Annotated in this window: 12 protein-coding genes; 7 read left to right on the forward strand and 5 right to left on the reverse strand. The window is 41.2% G+C overall.

The window, feature by feature from the left end; all coding sequences use genetic code 11:
* The first annotated feature begins 2 nt into the window (after nucleotides 1-2).
* From ABKW31_RS07815 to ABKW31_RS07825, 3 genes are all read left to right on the forward strand, one after another.
* Nucleotides 3-1,244 carry an ABC transporter permease gene (locus tag ABKW31_RS07815; RefSeq protein WP_348615767.1) on the forward strand — a complete coding sequence of 414 codons (1,242 nt, stop codon included), beginning with the start codon at nucleotides 3-5 and terminating at the stop codon, nucleotides 1,242-1,244.
* A 90-nt stretch (nucleotides 1,245-1,334) separates the two neighbouring features.
* Nucleotides 1,335-1,802 (forward strand): (2Fe-2S)-binding protein, encoded by a 468-nt coding sequence (locus ABKW31_RS07820; protein ID WP_348615768.1) that lies wholly within the window; start codon nucleotides 1,335-1,337, stop codon nucleotides 1,800-1,802.
* 1 nt (nucleotide 1,803) lies between these two features.
* Nucleotides 1,804-4,011: a molybdopterin cofactor-binding domain-containing protein gene (locus ABKW31_RS07825; RefSeq protein ID WP_348615769.1), complete on the forward strand. Its 2,208-nt coding sequence runs from the start codon at nucleotides 1,804-1,806 to the stop codon at nucleotides 4,009-4,011.
* A 50-nt stretch (nucleotides 4,012-4,061) separates the two neighbouring features.
* On the opposite strand, the gene ABKW31_RS07830 is transcribed toward ABKW31_RS07825, so the two are convergent.
* Together ABKW31_RS07830 and ABKW31_RS07835 are read right to left on the reverse strand one after the other, a co-directional pair.
* Nucleotides 4,062-4,370, reverse strand: coding sequence for a DUF1244 domain-containing protein (locus ABKW31_RS07830; protein ID WP_348615770.1), 309 nt, complete (start codon nucleotides 4,368-4,370; stop codon nucleotides 4,062-4,064).
* A gap of 28 nt (nucleotides 4,371-4,398) precedes the next feature.
* Nucleotides 4,399-4,986, reverse strand: a complete 588-nt coding sequence (locus ABKW31_RS07835) for a glutathione S-transferase family protein (RefSeq protein ID WP_348615771.1) — start codon at nucleotides 4,984-4,986, stop codon at nucleotides 4,399-4,401.
* A gap of 284 nt (nucleotides 4,987-5,270) precedes the next feature.
* Between ABKW31_RS07835 and ABKW31_RS07840 the strand changes: the two genes are divergently transcribed.
* The gene (locus ABKW31_RS07840) at nucleotides 5,271-5,909 is read left to right on the forward strand and encodes an NAD(P)H-dependent oxidoreductase (protein WP_348615772.1); all 639 of its coding nucleotides are present in this window, start codon (nucleotides 5,271-5,273) and stop codon (nucleotides 5,907-5,909) included.
* A gap of 266 nt (nucleotides 5,910-6,175) precedes the next feature.
* The gene (locus ABKW31_RS07845) at nucleotides 6,176-6,826 is read left to right on the forward strand and encodes a Slp family lipoprotein (RefSeq protein ID WP_348615773.1); all 651 of its coding nucleotides are present in this window, start codon (nucleotides 6,176-6,178) and stop codon (nucleotides 6,824-6,826) included.
* 311 nt (nucleotides 6,827-7,137) lie between these two features.
* Here ABKW31_RS07845 and ABKW31_RS07850 read toward each other — a convergent pair whose 3' ends face one another.
* Nucleotides 7,138-8,217 carry a site-2 protease family protein gene (locus tag ABKW31_RS07850; protein ID WP_348615774.1) on the reverse strand — a complete coding sequence of 360 codons (1,080 nt, stop codon included), beginning with the start codon at nucleotides 8,215-8,217 and terminating at the stop codon, nucleotides 7,138-7,140.
* Between the two features lie 978 nt (nucleotides 8,218-9,195).
* Here ABKW31_RS07850 and ABKW31_RS07855 point away from each other — a divergent pair.
* Nucleotides 9,196-9,846, forward strand: coding sequence for a PEP-CTERM sorting domain-containing protein (locus tag ABKW31_RS07855; protein WP_348615775.1), 651 nt, complete (start codon nucleotides 9,196-9,198; stop codon nucleotides 9,844-9,846).
* Between the two features lie 294 nt (nucleotides 9,847-10,140).
* On the opposite strand, the gene ABKW31_RS07860 is transcribed toward ABKW31_RS07855, so the two are convergent.
* Nucleotides 10,141-12,798, reverse strand: a complete 2,658-nt coding sequence (locus ABKW31_RS07860; RefSeq protein WP_348616026.1) for a M14 family zinc carboxypeptidase — start codon at nucleotides 12,796-12,798, stop codon at nucleotides 10,141-10,143.
* A 703-nt stretch (nucleotides 12,799-13,501) separates the two neighbouring features.
* Here ABKW31_RS07860 and ABKW31_RS07865 point away from each other — a divergent pair.
* Nucleotides 13,502-15,910 (forward strand): hypothetical protein, encoded by a 2,409-nt coding sequence (locus ABKW31_RS07865; protein ID WP_348615776.1) that lies wholly within the window; start codon nucleotides 13,502-13,504, stop codon nucleotides 15,908-15,910.
* Nucleotides 15,911-16,007: 97 nt separating this feature from the next.
* Here the strand turns inward: ABKW31_RS07865 and ABKW31_RS07870 are convergent, their stop codons facing one another.
* A complete protein-coding gene (locus ABKW31_RS07870) occupies nucleotides 16,008-17,804 on the reverse strand; it encodes a cyanophycinase (protein WP_348615777.1) in 1,797 nt (598 codons plus the stop codon).
* Nucleotides 17,805-18,175: the final 371 nt, after the last annotated feature.

Raw genomic sequence — 18,175 nt, forward strand, 5'->3', positions numbered from 1 at the left:
ATATGATCTCGACCTTTAAACCACTCATTGTCGATGCGTTAAAAGAAATGGCCGCTCATAAGCTCCGCACCTTACTGACCTTGTTGGGCATGATTTTTGGTGTAGGTGCCGTTATTGCGATGCTAAATATTGGCGAGGGAGCTGAACGCCAAGCCTTAAAACTGATTGATTCCATGGGCCTGCGCAATCTTATTGTCGAAAGTAAACAATTTGCCAATGATGAGCTAATGGAGATACGAGAAGACTCACTGGGTTTAACCTTAGCTGATTTAGATGCAGCGGCTGCGACCCTGCCCTTTGTCGAAAGTTTTAGCGCAGAGCGTAAAGTAAAAACCCAGTCCATATACAGTGACCAAGGTCGTTCAGATGCCAGTGTTGTTGGCGTAACCGCCAGCCATTTTACCTTATCTAATATGAAACCCGCTTTGGGTCGATTACTAAACGAAGATGATGACCGTAATGTTGCACAAGTCGTAGTCTTAGGTGCTTCCGCAGCAGAAGAACTTTTTCCGCAGGGTAATGCCATCGGACAATATGTTAAAATCAATCACTTATGGCTCGAAGTAGTGGGTGTACTTTATAATCCTTATTTGGGCAAAGATGAGTTTCAAGGGGTAAAAATTGGTGGTGATAGCGCACGTTTGTTTGTGCCCTTGTCCACCAGCTTAAAAAAACTCAGTGGCGTGGCACTAGCCAGCGAGTTAGATACCATTAAATTAAAAATATCTGAACAAGTTGACCCTAGCATTGCTGCCAAAGCAGTAGAACAATTATTTCAATTGCGTCATGCCGAGGCAGAAGATTATCAGCTTATTGTGCCTGCAGCCTTGTTAGCGCAGCAAAAGCAAACCCAACAGATATTCAATATTGTGATGGCCTGTGTTGCCGGTATATCGCTATTAGTTGGCGGTATTGGCATAATGAATATAATGTTAGCTAACGTATTAGAGCGCACTAAAGAAATTGGCTTATTACGTGCGGTGGGTGCGACCCAAAAAGACATTAAATTCCAGTTTATCGCTGAGAGTTTTACCATTTCGGTGTTAGGTGGTTTATTAGGTATCGTCTTTGGTTTAGCTTTATCAGAAATAATAGGCTTTTATTCTGGTTGGGCCGTAAGTTGGTCTATGGTAGCGATCTTTTTGTCTTTGGGAATTTGTATTGCGGTTGGCGTTGGTTTTGGTGTGTTTCCAGCCATCAAAGCCTCACAATTAAATCCCATTGAAGCTTTACATAGTGATTAATAATAGTCTGTAATTAATTAAAACCGTCAGAGTGCCTTGGTGCACAGTGCGCCTTTAGCGATATGTGTAACTGGCCATTAGGAGTGAGCAATGAGTAAAAGTATTAAAATTAATGACAAAAGCTACAACCTTGATGTGCCAGACGACATGCCTCTGCTGTGGTTTTTGCGCGATAAATTAGAGTTAACCGGCACAAAGTATGGTTGCGGAATGGGATTATGTGGTGCTTGCACGGTGCATGTTGACGGCCAAGCTGTGCGCGCTTGTGTTATGCCCGTTTCTGCTGTTGCAGGAAAATCTATTACTACCATCGAAGGTTTGTCAAAAGATGGCAATCATCCTCTGCAAAAAGCTTGGCTGAAACATAAAGTACCACAATGTGGTTATTGTCAGGCGGGTCAGATTATGAATGCGGCAAGCTTTTTAGCTACTACACCACGGCCCAGCAGTGACGATATAGATAATGCGATGCAAGGTAATATTTGTCGTTGCGGCACCTATCAACGCATCAAACTCGCAGTGGCCGATGCCGCTTACGAATTGGCGAAGGAGGTATAAGATGACTACTATGCAAAACAACACCTCAGCAGATTTCAACCAAAGTCGTCGTGTTTTCCTGAAAAAAACCAGCGTAATAGGCGGTGGTTTGATGCTCGGCGTAACCGTAGCTCACCCTGTTATGGCGCAGTTTGACGTTAATGCCGACGACAACTTTAATCCTAATGCGTTTATTCATATTGCCCCCAATGGCGATACCTTAATTTATTGTGGCCGCTGTGAGATGGGCCAAGGTATTAGCACCGCCTTACCTGCCGCCGTAGCTGATGAGCTAGAAGCGGATTGGTCAAGGGTGACGGTCAAACAAGCCGATGGCGACGAAGACAAATATGGCTCGCAGGCCACTGGCGGTTCAGCCAGTATTCGCACTATGTATATTCCAATGCGTGAAGCCGGAGCAGCAGCTAAAGAAATGCTTATTGCTGCAGCAGCCAAAGCGTGGGGTGTATCACCTAGCGATTGTAAAGCGGACAAACATTTTGTTATCAACAGCCTAAACCAACAAAAATTGGGTTACGGTGAATTGGCCAGTTTAGCGGCAGATATGCCCGTACCGGCTCAGCCTACCCTTAAAACTAAAGGTCAATATAAATACATCGGTAAAGACCTCGCCAGACACAATCAAGGCGAAATTGTTACCGGTAAACTGACTTACGGCGTAGACACCAAACTACCCGGCTTAAAATATGCGGCTATCACCCATTGCCCCGTATTGGGTGGTAAATTAAAGTCGGTGGCAAATAAAGAACAAGCCATGCAGATAGCTGGCGTGATAGATATCGTTGAAATTCCCCGATTTGATGTGCCCTTTGGCTCAATCGGTGGAGTAGCCGTGGTGGCTGACAATACGTGGACAGCGCAACAAGCCTTAAAGCAACTCAAAATAGAGTGGGACTTGGGTAAAAATCAAAGCTACGATACCAAAGCCTACAAAGCCATGTTAGTTAAAAATGTCGAAAACCCAGCTCAGCTAGTCAGTGAGCGTGGCGATCTGCAAAAAGCCTTTGGCGCAGCGGCAAAAGTAGTAAAAGCAAGTTATACCGGTGGTCATTTATCCCACTCCCCCCTTGAACCCAACGCCAGTGTAGTATGGGTTAAAGATGATTCTTGTGAAGTATGGGCGGCCACTCAAAGCCCAGCGGATATTCAAAAAACCTTAGGCCAATATTTCAAACGTGAACCCAAAGATATTCTCGTGCATGTCACTATGGCCGGCGGTGCCTTTGGCCGTAAGTTTAAATGTGATTACGTGCATGAAGCGGCCGTATTATCAGCAAAAGTAAAAGCACCCGTGCAGCTCACCTGGTCACGTGAAGAAGATATGCGTACTGGTTATTACCACTCTATTAATGCTCAGCACATTGAAGCGGCCATGGATCAAGACGGTAATGTTACTGGCTGGTTGCATCGTGTTGCGTTTCCACCTATCGCGTCTTTGTTTAACCCTGCCCAAGACCGTGCTACTGACGGCGATGTTGCAGTAGTAGCAGAACATCCCTTTGGCATAGCTAACTTACGCAGTGAAAGTGGTGAAGCTCCAGCTCACACTCGCATAGGCTGGTACCGCGCGGTATATGCCATATTCTACGGTTTTGCCTTTGGCTCTTTTGCCGACGAACTGGCTCAGCAAAGTAAACAAGATACGGTGGCATTTTTAAATCGTTTATACGATAGCAACACCGATCCCAAACAAGCTGAACAAGTAGCGCGCTCAAAAGGCGTATTAGCTCTTGCAGCAGAAAAATCGGGCTGGGCCTCACGCGCTGCATTACCCAGTAATCAGGGTCTAGGCATTGCCGTGCATTATAGTTTTAATACCTATGCAGCGATGGCTGTCTTAGTTGAAGTCAACGGTGACGACATTAAAGTATTAGAAGTCCACTCTGCCATTGACTGTGGGCAGGTACTTAATACGGATGGCGCTACCGCGCAGATGGAGGGTGCAGTAGTCATGGGCATGTCGTATGCCTTACGCACTGAAATCGTGTTTAAAAATGGTGCCGTGCAAAATGGTAATTTCCATCAATATCCGGTACTACGTATCAATGAAATGCCCAAAGTACATGCCTATTTTATGGAAAATGACTACGCAGCAACAGGATTGGGTGAGCCTGGTTTAGGGCCATTTGCTCCAGCTTTAAGCAATGCTGTATTTGCAGCTTCGGGTAAGCGTTATCGGGATCTACCCTTTAAGCCAATGGCCATATAAGCAAAAACAGTTCATCGTTGCGGCTTCATCAGCCGCAACGACTTTTCAATCTAGCAGGTCGATTTTTTAGCGGCTTCACGTTGGTTAAACAATGCTAGCTGTGCTTCGGTGGCAGGTTGTTGGTACTTGGCTTTCCAATCACTAAAGGGCATACCATAAATGGCTTCTCTGGCCTGATCATAATCCATCTCAAGGCCTTGCTCTTTAACGCCAGCCATATACCACTTAGACAGACAATTACGGCAAAAATCGGCAAGATTCATTAAATCGATATTTTGCACATCTTTATTTTCATCAAAATGTTTGACTAATTGTCTAAACGCGGCGGCTTCGGCCTCGGTTTTTTGCTGTTGATTCATTGTTCTTCCCGTTAAATAGTGCTCAAGGTTATATTCTGGGGTCAGTAGCTGTAACTTCAATACGTTGAGCATTATTTTCATGAAATGCTAACAAGTCTGTCAAACCTTTCAGATTATGTAACTGCCTGAATTCAACCCAGTCGATTAGGCAAAACAAACTAATGGCCGGATAATTCCAAGCAGTGAAATGCCCCTGTGCGACTAGTTCGTCCAATTGAATTAATACCGCATTCACTCGCTCTTTTTGTAATTTAAAAAACAGTAAACTTTCGTCTGCTTGAATACCAGATTGAGCCAAGATAAACATTTGCACCAAGGAATCATTAGCGGCATCAATTAAAGTAAGTTGGTTTTCTTGCTCCCAGGTTAATACGGGATCAGCAAACTTTTGGTTGAGGTAACGATAAATCACTCTAGAGTCAAAAATAGCCTGTTCATGTTCGCCTTCACTGTCCACCAACATAGGAATCTTCATGGTAGGATTTAATACCATCAACTTTTCACGATCTTGTTTTTCAAAAATTTTCAGGTTAATAAATTCGTGTTGAGTATTTGCCAGCCATATACGCAAACGACGGGCATAAGGAGAGGTTGTTGAGCCATAAAGTTTTAACATGATAGAGCCTTTTTTGAATATAAAACCACACCTTTATCTTAGTGTGCTTTTGCAATTTAGTGTATTGATTTCAAAAGCTTCCTTGGGTTCCCTGCGGAAATATTTAGCAACGATTTAGCCAAGCAAGCTGAACCTAGCTGAATAGCGCCCACTAAAAAGAATTTTTAAATTTGAGTTGATAATAGCGAGGCGCGCCTACATCACTGTGGACGACGAATTAATTTAGAATTACCCGCGTAGTCCAAAGTTAGTTTTACTTTCATTAACCCAGCAGAGAACAATACATGTCTGAATTATTGCAAAATTTGCAATGGCGTTATGCCGCTAAAAAAATGAATCCTGAAAAAGTTGTCAGCGAAGAAAACGTCAACTTTATTTTAGAAGCAATCCGCTTGACTGCAACATCTAGCGGGCTGCAACCCTATGAAGTTATTGTAGTGACCAACCCTGATGTGCGCGCCCAAATTGTGCCTCATGCGTGGAATCAAAGCCAAATCACAGATGGCTCGCACCTATTGGTTTTTGCTGCGTGGGATAACTACACCACTGAACGCATCAATGAGATGTTTGATCTGGTTAATGAAAAGCGCGGATTTAAAAACGAAGGCTGGGAAAATTATCGCCAAATGTTACTTAAAACATATCCGCAACGTGATGCCGAAGCCAACTATCAACATGCTGCTCGCCAAGCCTACATCGGCTTAGGAACGGCTTTAATTGCGGCCGCTGACGTAAAAGTAGATAGCACACCAATGGAAGGTTTCAGCCCAGAAAAAGTAGATGAAATCTTAGGTTTGAAAGCACGTGGACTACGTTCAGTTGTGCTGTTACCTTTAGGTTACAGAGCTGACGAAGGTGACTGGTTAGTTAACTTGAAAAAAGTGCGTCGTTCAACTGAAAACTTTGTAACTGAAGTGAAGTAATAAGCTTTAGGCTTGTAAAAAATTAGTCTTACAAACTAGCCAGATTAGCTTGTTAAAAAGTTAATCTGGCTTTTTTTATTTTTAGAAAACAACTTACTGCAAGCACTATAATATTGAATTGTAACAGTGTCATTAGTATCAACGAGACAATAGTAAAGCCTTAACATGTTGGATAAATAACCTGCCAATCCGTTTGCGCTTTCTTTACCCTTAGGGTATAAAAAACACCACTAAGGTAAACATTTAGTAAACGTAAAGGATTATTTATGAAGCCAATATTCAACTACAGACTTAAACCGCTCGTTGTTGTAGTAACAATATTATTAATTAGTTTGCTAAGTGCTTGTACCAGTGGGCCGCGCTCAATTGCAGTGCAAGACAGCGATATATTGCTGAATTACGAATTACTAAATCAAAATACAGGTGACGCAGTCTATACAGATGAAACCTTGCTCGATAAAAAAGCCCGTTGGGCTGGTAAAATCGTGAGTGTGCAGAATAATCAAAAATTCTCAAAAATCACTATATCTTATTATCCAAGTGCTCCTAACGGTCGCCCTAAAACCGAGTTATTAAGTATCGGACAATTTGTGGCAATAGTGCCTGGATATGTTGAACCGCGAGTTTTCAGCAAGGGACGAATGGTAACCGTGCTAGGCAATACTATTTATCCACTTGGCTACCCTACTCTATACACAGCTGGTTTATATATGTGGAAAGACATTGGGCAAGTCAAAACTGACCCACATAATATGCTCTCAATAGCCCTCGATGAGCGCAGTAACTTAAACGATCCGAGTTTACTCTCGCCATTTTCTGCTGACCAAATTGGATATTACGACGACTTGCAACCAGCCTACGAGTTTTCTGAAAACAACGGAAATAGCCAAAGCATTGTGGTGAAAGAAACTAATTAAACAGCAATTGTTACAATCAGTTATGGAGTTCTTATTGAGTAAGGCTTAATCAATTACAAGCCTTACTGTTTAAACACGCCCCCTTTACTGTAGATACGCACCAAGCATCGTATAACATCAACAATAGCTAGAAATAGGCAAAATGAGATTCATAAGTATACCCCATCTACATCAGCTATTAGCCAATCAACCCTTTGTACCATAAGCAGGTAATACCCTTCTCCAGATAACAGCAGTTGTCAATCACGTGTCAGGTCTTACAGATATTGATTTCAACGAACCTGAGCATACAGGCCCCAAATGGAGTCAGTTTAACTACTCAATATTTTCAGAGGTAATGACAAGGCACCGTTATCTGTTTGACCCATAAGCCAGATAATGGCACTCAGGCCACCCAAAGTGATCACATACCACAAAATAGACACAATTTGAGCATAACGGTTAAGGGGCAATAACTCGCTTAGGTGACGGCGTTTATATTCAAACAATATTTCCACACTGCCTATAGCAAGTAAAAAACCTAACAAAGCCAAACCAAAGTGATAACTGATATAAACACCTAACATGGCGCCTATTGCACAGGCGATAATACCCACCCGAGAGTTAATTGAAAAAGCGATACTTTTAAGCACATGCCCACCATCTAAAGGCAGTACAGGTAACATATTAAATAAATTGAGCAAGGCATTAAATACTGCTAAACCTGCGAGTATTTCTATATCGGTAAACCAATACCCCACTAAACAAGCAATAGACAATATCAAGCCAAAAAATGGCCCCATTATCGAAATGACAATATCTTGCCAGCGGGTATTAATTTTGTCGTCGCTGAGCGCTAAACCTCCAACAAAAGGAATAAGGTAAATACCTTTGGTTTTCAAACCAAAGTACTTCATCGCCTTGATATGACCGTATTCATGAAACACCAAACAAAATATCAGAGCAATGGCAAACTCAATAGAAAACAACCAGCTATAAGCGGCTAAACTGCCCGCAGCAAACAACACTTTAATGACCTTGGCACTTTTAAATAGTTTTAAACCCAGCCCTGCCAAACCAACGACACTAAATTTCATCGCTTGCTTTTCACCCTGGATCACTTGCCTTTGCTCGATGTCTTTTTCAGTCAGTGTATTTTCATGCAATAGCTTGTCATTAACCAATAGCTTAAATTGCAGTTCAAAAGGCTGCCATTGCAAAGCACCATTGAGCTTGACTTGAAACTCGCCTTGCTCACTTTGTAGGGAAAATTGATGTGAAAAGTTATCGTTGTCGGCACTGGCACTAATTTGCGAAACGCATTGTTCGCCCCAAAAAAGTTGTTGCCACCCAGCCATCGAACCTTCTAACTTAAGTGTTTTACCTAGACACTCTACTGCTAATAATTGCACTCTATAAACTCACAAATAAAACTTAGGCCGATTATTGCTATATTGTCTCACGCAACAAGGTTTATCGACAATAAAGGTTAAAAAGCAGATAAATGCAGTGGCAAGTGGCTTGAACCATCAACTAAGAAAATGAGACATGGATCTCTGATTAAGTCTTAAATTTGTTCAATAAACTCACCATTCTCATCAAGTGTGTACCAAACATACTCTGTAATATCTTTACCAGCGATTCCACTGCGAATATGAATCAATTCGTTGTCTTTATTTCTGTGAGCAATGGTTATTGCAGACCTCTTTTTGCCTTCGCCTTTGATTTCAAACCTGAAACTAAAGCTATAGAGTGCTCGCCCTCAACACTTGATGCTGAATTATCTCCCGAGGAAACCGCCACGGAGTAGTTTCCATAGCAATTAGAAAAGGAGTTTTCACCGATGTTAGTTGAGATAGAAAAATCATCTCAACTTGACGTAAATAGAACATCTACATAGTAGCTCAAACGGCAAGCAATCTTATAACTTAGCAACGGTCCGCATTCTGATATTTGGCATCGTTCATTAAACTTCCAATTAAGATCGATTTACCTAGCTAGCGGTCAATGTTATTTTTTTCGTTAACTTTTTCTTTGAGCGAAGCGGATAGTTCTAAATAGTAGCACAGCGTTTTAGCTTAAAACTCGCTCTCCTGTTTGTTAATCCTCCTTTAAATAAAGATGTGAAGCCTAATCTACTGCTTTTATAACTATTCGACTTACAGTCGTGCGCTTAATTTTATGTCATTTATCCAACACATAATACGTTTTTAGCGTCAGTTAATTTTACACATACCAATATTAAAATTCGCAAAAAACCAATAACCAACTGTAATATATAGAAATAACAGTACTGGCATGATACGTGCTAAACCCAAAGTAAGTGATGAAGTTTTACTTTTAGCGGTTACCTTCCAAAACGGTTGTGAAGGAATTAAGAGGAATATCAAATGAAATTTAAATTTTTGAAATCTACTTTGGTCGGGTTAGTAATATCGTCAACTTGTTTTATCAATATGGCGAACGCGGGTTTAATATCTATTTCTAACGCTGGTTTTGAAGATACTGTTACTTCTACTTGGATCCCTAATGTCATTCAAGGTTGGAGTATATCAGGCGGTGAGGCAGGAACATTCAATCCAGCTGGAACAAGTGGCAGTGGTAGCTATTTCGGTGCAAATGATGCGACTCCTGAAGGTGTTAATAGTGCTTATAGTAACGGAGGGGATCTTGTTCAAGCCCTAAATGTTAACTTATTAAGTGGAATGTACGACTTCTCTGTAATGGTAGGAAATCGCTGGGATCAGGGCTTACCACAGCATCAAGCTGCTTTATATGCAGGTAGTGTTTTAATAGGAGCCTCTTCTGGTTCACCTGCTAATGGTCAATGGAGTGAAATTTCTTTTAGTGTCGATGTAAATCAAAGCACTAATGGATTTGGAGAGGCACTTTCTATTCAATTAACCAATTATGGTGGCGGACAAGTAAATTGGGATGATGTAAGTTTAAATCATACAGAAGTACCTGAGCCTGCAACACTTGCTATATTGAGCTTAGGCTTACTTGGTTTAGCAGCACGTAGATTTAAGAAACAATCTTAATAAACCTTTTAAGTTTTGATTCTAGAAAACATCAATCGTAATGATTGGTGTTTTTTTGTTTTGGTACTTGGTAAATGTAACAAATTTAGATACCCAACATAAAAGAGGCAGAGCCAGATTAAGCAAATTCAAGGATTTTTCGTTATTCAATACTGGTTCAAATTAGCCTGCAAACTAAGCGACAGTGCCACAAAATACCATGCCTTAGCATCCATTAGCTAAGCGTGGTCCATAAAAAAAGCCACGATTATAACCACCGTGGCTTGAGATAAATAAAGAGACTAAGCAAAACGCTTAAGGCAAAGGTTCAGCATGGGCGGCTGCTCTAAAAATACTGTTCATTAACAGTACATTCAAACCATCAAGATAAGCTCGACTAGTAGGCTCTTGGGTAAAGGCGATAATCATACCGTTGCCACTGGGTTGATGAATCAAAAAGGGTTTGTAGGCTAATTGCTGAGTCACGGCAGGCCATAGATAACCACTAGCTAAGACATTTTTCTCATCGGCAAACCACGCTAAATTTTTACCTGATGCTAATTTTATCGGTGTGTAAATACTGTTACCGACAACCATAGCCACCAGTTTAGAATTTACCCCAGCGGTCAACCAATGCTCTTGATCCACTTCAACATTAGCTAGAATTCCGGCAACATAGTCTGGGCTTTCCTCGCTGTTTTCTGTCGCTTTGAGTAACTCTGCCTTAGTGGTAATTAACTGCCCTGCTACGCTGGATGTTTTTTCTTCAGGCTTTGCCACTTGATCTGTTTTAAATAAGTTTTCTCGCTGTACATCTAACAAGTTAACTTCAGCTTGGGCAGCAAAACGTGTGGCTCCACCGAGAGTAATTAATACCCCACCTTGATTAATCCAAGTCTGAATATTTTCTACTCCAGCGGTACCAAGCGTTTGCGTATAATTACCAGAAGGTAAAATAAGCACTTGGTAAGCACCCAAATCAGCACTCGCTAATTGATTTGAGCGGATCGCCGTCACCGGATAATTAAACTGACGTTCGATAACAAAACGTGTATTCCCGGCACTTAATGAACTGGTGGGTTCATCCCACGCCATGGCAATATTAGGCGCACTCATATTGACAGTATAGCCACTGCCAAAACTGGGGCCATCGGTAACCCAACTGGTATCTACTCCTACTACTTTAGCGCCAGTTTGCTCAGCTAATTTAATAACTGTAGCGGCCAGTTTGTCATCATTCGCTTTCACTTCAATAATTAAAGTGCCTGCTGTAAAAGCCGTGGTATTGTCTAAGACAAAGGCCTTATCGGCACTTTTGATTGTTAAACCCGCCTGCAAGGCTGCGCTTAGAAAACGGCCTGCGGCCATATCGCCCCAAGGCACCAAGTAGGCAACTTTGGCCTGTGTATTGCTCACCTCACCCTTCAATGGTGTGTCTGCACTTACTCGGTCAAACGCCACATCTATTGCTTTACCACAGCTATTAGTATCAATGTTAAACATCAAGGGTAACGACCATCCCGTCACATCATAAATTTCGTCGTTTAATTTACGTGCACGACGACGCTCTTGCTCTTTAATAAAATCAGACGACATATCAACTTGTTGAGTAAAGGTAGTTTTAACAAAACGGCCCCTTGGCTGAGCGGTATCAATAAAGTAGGCGCCAGCAGCATAGCTTGTTCCACACGCTTTAAAGGCTTCAGTTGCTTGTTTAACTTCAACGCCGTGCTGTGCCATTAAAGTGGCAAGTCGATGCGTACCCGCTTTGTCACGCACATTAGGTAAGACAAATACGCGCTCGTTCTTATCATTTTTACCATCGATAATGGCGTTTTCTTGATAACGATAAAAATCACGCAGAATCTTTTCACGATGCTCTGCCACAGCTTCAGCCGTTGCGATTGAGGCGACAAAGTGGCGTTTTATGGTGTCAAGATAGGTCAAGGTTTTACCATTAGCCGTTTGAAACACTTCACCACGACTTGAGGCGACTTCATAAGTGGCAGCAGAGGCGCCATAAAATGTTGGCCAGCTATCGCCATACCCAGGATAAAAAGCATCAAAGATTTCACGGGTAAAATAGTCGAAACCAAAGGTGTCAAAGTTAGCCCCGATGTTCCGCCCTATCAATGCGGTATTCTCTAATTGGGCTTTGCTCATGTGCGGATTTAAGGGCTGAGCCGCTGGCGGGAAAAAATAACTCTGATCACCACCCATTTCATGTAAATCAATCACCACTGTAGGTTTATAATAATTGAGAATGTTCACTCTACCAGCAGTTTCAGGTTGAGTTATAGCCAACCAATCACGGTTCATGTCAAACAAATAGTGATTACTGCGGCCATTGGGCCAAGGTTCGTTTTGCTCTGCACTTAAACGGTCGCCACTATGCAGCATACCGACTGTGGCATAATAACGGCTGGTAAAACGGGTTCTGCCATCAGGGTTTTGCAAGGGGTCAATAAAAACTAGGGTGTTAGCTAAGATCTTTTTGTTAGTAGCTTCATTTGGTGCAGCCAACAAATGATAAGCCGTCATCATAGCAGCATCGGTACTGCTGATTTCATTACCATGCACACCATGCTCTAACCAAACAGAGGCGGGCAAAGTATCGATTAGTTGCTTCGCTGCTTTTTCGCTGGTAATACGAGGATCAGCCAGTTTTTGCATACCGACGGCAAACTCATCTAATTTAGCAATATTTTCTGGCGAACCAATAACCGCATAAATGAGCTTGCGTCCTTCCCATGAGCGAGCATATTCAAATACTTTAATCCGCGTTGGTGCGGCTTTTTCAAGAGCATCAAAAAAGCGCAACATATCAGCATGGTTAGTAATGCGCTCCCCCACTTTATAGCCCAGTATTTGTGTATGGGTGGGTATTGTTTTTTCGTATTGAGTATTAGGCCATAAATTAGGTTCTTGAGTGGCCGAGGCTAGATTACTTACTGTAAGGAGACTTACGAGCATGCACAAAAATAAGGTAGGTTTAGATCCCATAGATAATCCTGATAAAGACTAAAAAACATAATGTGGATACTATCAAGGAGATAGCTTTTTATTCAAAGTTAATTCATCCCATCCCTGAAGCATCTCAACTGATATGACTCATTTTTAAATTAAAAAGTACTGCAGCAATCTGTTTTTATACTATTTTCAACTCTCTTGGAAAAGAGAGCTAGGCGAGTTTAGCTGTACAAACAAGCATTTTGTTGCTTGGTAAGGCAAAATCCACGGGATCTTATTGCTCTGCACAAGCCCCCGATAATGGCAGTTACGAAGCAAACACTGATTAATATTCCCATGCTTTTTAAGGCCGCCCCCCTAGTCCATAAAGTAACTCTGTGATAAATCTAGTTGCCCAATAAAGCGGCCTCGCGCTAAAAAGATATGGTCCCCAGAGATATAGACATTGTCTCTAAAATTGAGTCTTAATTAGAAGTTAAATCATCAACTTAGACTTTTGAATTCGACCAAAAAAGTGGTAGAGTCAAGCAATAAATAGGGCGTCTGGCTAGATGGTATTAACATCACCATCAATAGTCGATATCAAAATATGACTATGGACCTTATTTTTGCTCAAATCCGACAACTCAGTATGTCACTAGGGTTAAGCGTTTACACAGGTATTGCAAGAGTTCAGAATGGTTTACTTGATAAATGGGATGAATAGTTGAACAGCAATAAGGTAGACGATAAGCAGTTTTTTGAGTTGTTGGAAAAGGTCAAATATACCAAACCACAAACACTAAAAAAACTAATGCAAACTGAAGGCCTCTTTAGTAGCCTGCCTGCGCCTATTGTACAAAAATTAGTCCGTGAGGTTGAGCACCTTTGGAATAAATGTGATCGTCCCATCGATTTGCGCTACAAAGAAGATAACTTAACGATTGAGCGTTTTGATTTTTTGGGTGTAACCCATTTTCTTGAAGATAATTCTAAACGTTTATTGTTGGATGAAATAAAGCGCTTTGGCGAATCCTACACTATAGGTGTTTATGAAAACGTTAAGGCTTATTTTGAAAAAAATAAATCAGACCTAGCTCTATCTCAGCGACTCAACGAACGTGACATCAATATCGTTAGGTTTAATGAAACGGAATATCGCAGCGAAGAACGCATGAACTTGGCGATCTCTGCAAGCCTTTACACACTGCCAGAAACAGAGCTAAGTCCTGATTTTGTCCCTAAAGCGAATATGTTGAAGGATGCTTTTCAGGTCACTACGTCTAATATCAGTCAACATGGTTTGAAAATAAAAGCGAAAACAAAATTTAAACGTGGACAACTTGTCATTATTACCTTTGATGACATGGAAAAAGAGTTGGTCTTTAAACAAAACCTCATTATTTATAAAGTAATGGTGTGTAAACATAACACTAAAGGCGATGTCTACGACTCGATGTTAAAGTTAGAGGGCATTGCAGCCAATGATGAGTTTAGCCACTATGTAAAAAACCTTATTTTTAGTCATAAACATAAATATAAAGTTGATCTAGATACGATTTATACTTCGGCTCAAGGTAAAGGCTATGAGCAGTATTACATCGACTTAACTGATGCCTTGGCACTTTATATTAATGATGAGAATGCTATCACTCATGTATTAAGTGATATTAAGCGCCAAACTATTCAGCCTTTTATTTTTGCAGAAATTAATTTTTTAAGTGCCTTGTTTGATAAAGACAAAGTGGTCGAGCATTTAATCGAACATCAAGAATGCTTTTATTTTGTTGTTCGCCTTAAACAAAAACAAAGTCAGAAAGTGGTTTTTTTCAGCACCATTATCAACAACGAAATTGAAGTGCAGACCTTACTCCAGCATTTTAAAGGCAGTATCAGCGCTCGTATATTTAAACTGAGACTGGATGATGTAGAAAGTGAGCGGGCTTTATTAAACTCGACGGTACCCGAAGAAGCGCAAGCCAATTATGGAACCCAGCGCATTCATCGTTATTCTCAACAAACTGAAAACATTGTTGCTCAGTTTGAGCGTTTAATCTCTATTATTCCTGTTTCTAATGGAATTTTGGCTAACATGCACTTTAGCGAAGAGGCCTATAAACCCAGAGTTAAAGACGTATTAAAACCACTCAGTAATTTAGCCTCTACCTTTCATACTATCATGCCTGAAACAAATGACGGGCGCACAGAAGATAGATTTTATTATCAAACCGCATTGACCTTGACTCATTTGAAATCTAGTTGTACTGCCGTATCAGAAACTATTTCTTCGTTAGGATTAAGCTGCCATATTCAAGGTGATTCACATTTTAATGTGGGCACTATCATCACGGTTAGTTTTGATGATTTTGCAGAACGCAGCACCAAATATGCTCTGGGAATTTGTAAATATACCGTAGTCGGTTTTAAAGACGGTGTGTTACGGGCGTCAAATCAAGCTTTTAGTAATCATGATGGCCGTGCTTTTTGGTTGGCATTCATACTAGATAAATTAGATCAATTAAAAGTCCAAGGGCGAGAGCAGCAAGCCTATGGACTAAGCCGTGCAATGCGCAATTTAGCGGCGAGTAATACCCCAACAGTGAATCTTTTTTATAGCTCATTCAAGGCCCGTTTGGTATTAAATAGCATTGCTGTACCCAAAACCTGGGCTGCAATTCAAGAAGATAATAAGCGGGCGACTAACTTAAAATCCACGGTGAGAGCTTGGTTCTACAATCAAGATATACGTATAGAATTGCAACATATGGCCCGTGATGCGGCGGCCGAAAAAACCACTCAACAAGCTGTACTTATTCTTTCAACCAGTTTCCAAAATAATATTGAAACCGTGCACAAGGTTTCCCTATTCCGTTTAAATACACTCAGTACTGAGGTACTTGCTCGTACCGTAAAGTTTGCGCAATTTAAAGGTCGAAAGGTCAGAGTATACGAACTCAAACTTAACCCCACTCGCAACGAATTTAATCGTTACTATCATGACGAACTTAATTACATTAAAAGCTTTGCCACTCATCGTTACAAAACCTTAACGGAAGAAATTGGCAATACTAAAGGCATGATCCAAGCGTTGGACATTACCGCTTTATTGCCAAGCAGTATGTTGAATCAAAAATAATTGAATATTTAGCCTTGAACACTGGGCTGCAAAAGCAAACAAGGCTGCCGCAGTTCACCAACTAAACTACATTAGCCGTTTTTAAACTCACTTAGGTTTACAATTTAGTCTTAGCACCTGTGATAATAAAGGGCACATTGGTATAACTGCAGTGGTCTGTGGTTGGCGCATAATAAAACTCGGTTAGATCAGATACGGCCAGTTCATAGTCATTATCAAATAACGACCACTTGATACTTTCATTAGCGCCGCAATGTTTCCTTACTTGATTTCGCCAGATGCCTCTACCAACTTCTTGCAACTTAGTTGTATGAGTTGTTTTTGCACCCGCAACGCTAAAGCTTAATTTACCGGTATCGCGGTCGAACTCAGCTAGACTGCCGTCGTTTAAGTAATGACTCATGCCCGTCACTATAGACTGCCTCGCAGTCCATCCGGGTGCCACCCCTTGAAAATAGTAGCCAAGCTTGCGGTCCACAATAAACACTCCATTTTGTCCGAGCACTGCTAATTGCAATTTATTAGTACTGTTGTGGCTACTCACTAGCAGTGCAGTGGTCTCATCAACACCAAAAGCGAAACGTTGTTTAGTTTCAGCGGCAAAAATAGCCAGGCGAGTTTCTCTATCACGTTCAGAAAAATGGGTATCAAGTAAGCCCAGTTCAAACAATCCTGTTCCTCCATCAGCCCTGTAGCTTAGGTCATTTGACAATAATTTTTGCTTACACAAGCCACTGTTCGAGCAGCGTTCGCTGGGTGGGTTGTTGGCAAAGGCCCCCCGTTTCATTGCATGTTCAGGATCACCATTAGTAATCATCGGAACTGGCATCTGCTCAAACACACCACCTGCTTGCACTGCTGTACCGGCGCTCGTGCCGCCAACAATCAATTGCCCTGCTTGTATGCGCTGCTTTACCAAGCGTAATTCAATACTGTCACTGCCGTCTGGGTTAAGCAACGCAGCCAAAGTCAAACTTTGATCGCCGCCATTAATAAATAGTCCTTGGGCATCAATTAATGCCGCGGTCATTTTTTCTGGTTGTTGACAATACTGGCTTTGCAAGGCAGTTCGATTGGGATAAATATCCTCTCGATAAAAGCTATTATTGTTGGCGCGTAATTGCCTTAACTGGGCACATCCATCTCCACTATTTAGCTCTAAAGCCCGCGCTTGCTGATAGGTTTTGTCTAAAGGTAGCCACGTAGTTTCTGCCCCAGCCTCAGAAAAAACTGATACGTAAAAGTCAGCTACTTCAAAAGGGTCCCTAGAGGATGCAGTAATCACCACAATATGAGGTACTTGTTGCTCTTTGGGCATGCGTAGCGCGGCTTGCTCTACAAAAGCTTGGTATATTTTTACCGAACTGGTGTTTTTATTGTGTTGTAAACGTGTTACTTCACGCTTGCGCTGACCCTTTGCGTCCATCTGACGATACTCAAAACTATCTAACAAAGCATAATAAGCGGCATCGTTTAAAGAGCGGTACAAAGGCAAACCACGGTACTTTTCAAACAACTCGCGCAGCCCTTGGCGGCTTACTACTTCGTTAGGATATTTTGCATATATATTCAAGATAACATCATTAATTTGCAGCTTATCCGTCGCTGATAAAGTTAAAAAACCTTGGGTCTGTGATAATTTTTTCAGGTTTTCTTGACTTATTTGATACAAATCTTCGGTTTTCATCTCACTATCAAATACTTTTGTTGTGCAATTTTCAGCCGCCATACTTGAGCAGGTTTGAAGTCCTCCACCTGCCAAAAGCAGCTCATAACGAGGTTTATCTTCACTAGCATAACTAACTGAAATTGAACAAGAAAAAATAAAAAAAGAACTGATTTTTAGCAAGCTTAGTTTGGGCTTTTTACTATTTAGTGAAAACAAATGACGCATTAAATATGACCTAATTTGGTTATTGACTTTTGCAAACCCTAGTGTTAAATCTTGGTCACTGTCAATGCACAGCACTAAATTGAAATCACAACGGTATTTGCATAAAAAACACAAATTACGATGATTAAAAAAGCCGCCAATCTTGGCACCTACCACTATAAAAGTTTTTATTTGTCGGAGTGGTTCGACGAATAAAATCTCCTCTCACAGACTTATTTAGCTAAGTCCGTGCATCCTTGCTTGTCGCAAATTTTGTTTGTGCCCACAGCAAAACCCAAAAACTAAATAATAAAAATTTAAAACTAGAAATTTTGCTGCGCTCACACGTGGCTTTTGAAGGAGTTCATCATGAAACTGAATCGAATTGCGTC

Origin of the sequence: Paraglaciecola sp. 25GB23A (genome assembly GCF_040012495.1) — a bacterium.
Taxonomy (GTDB): Bacteria; Pseudomonadota; Gammaproteobacteria; order Enterobacterales; family Alteromonadaceae; genus Paraglaciecola.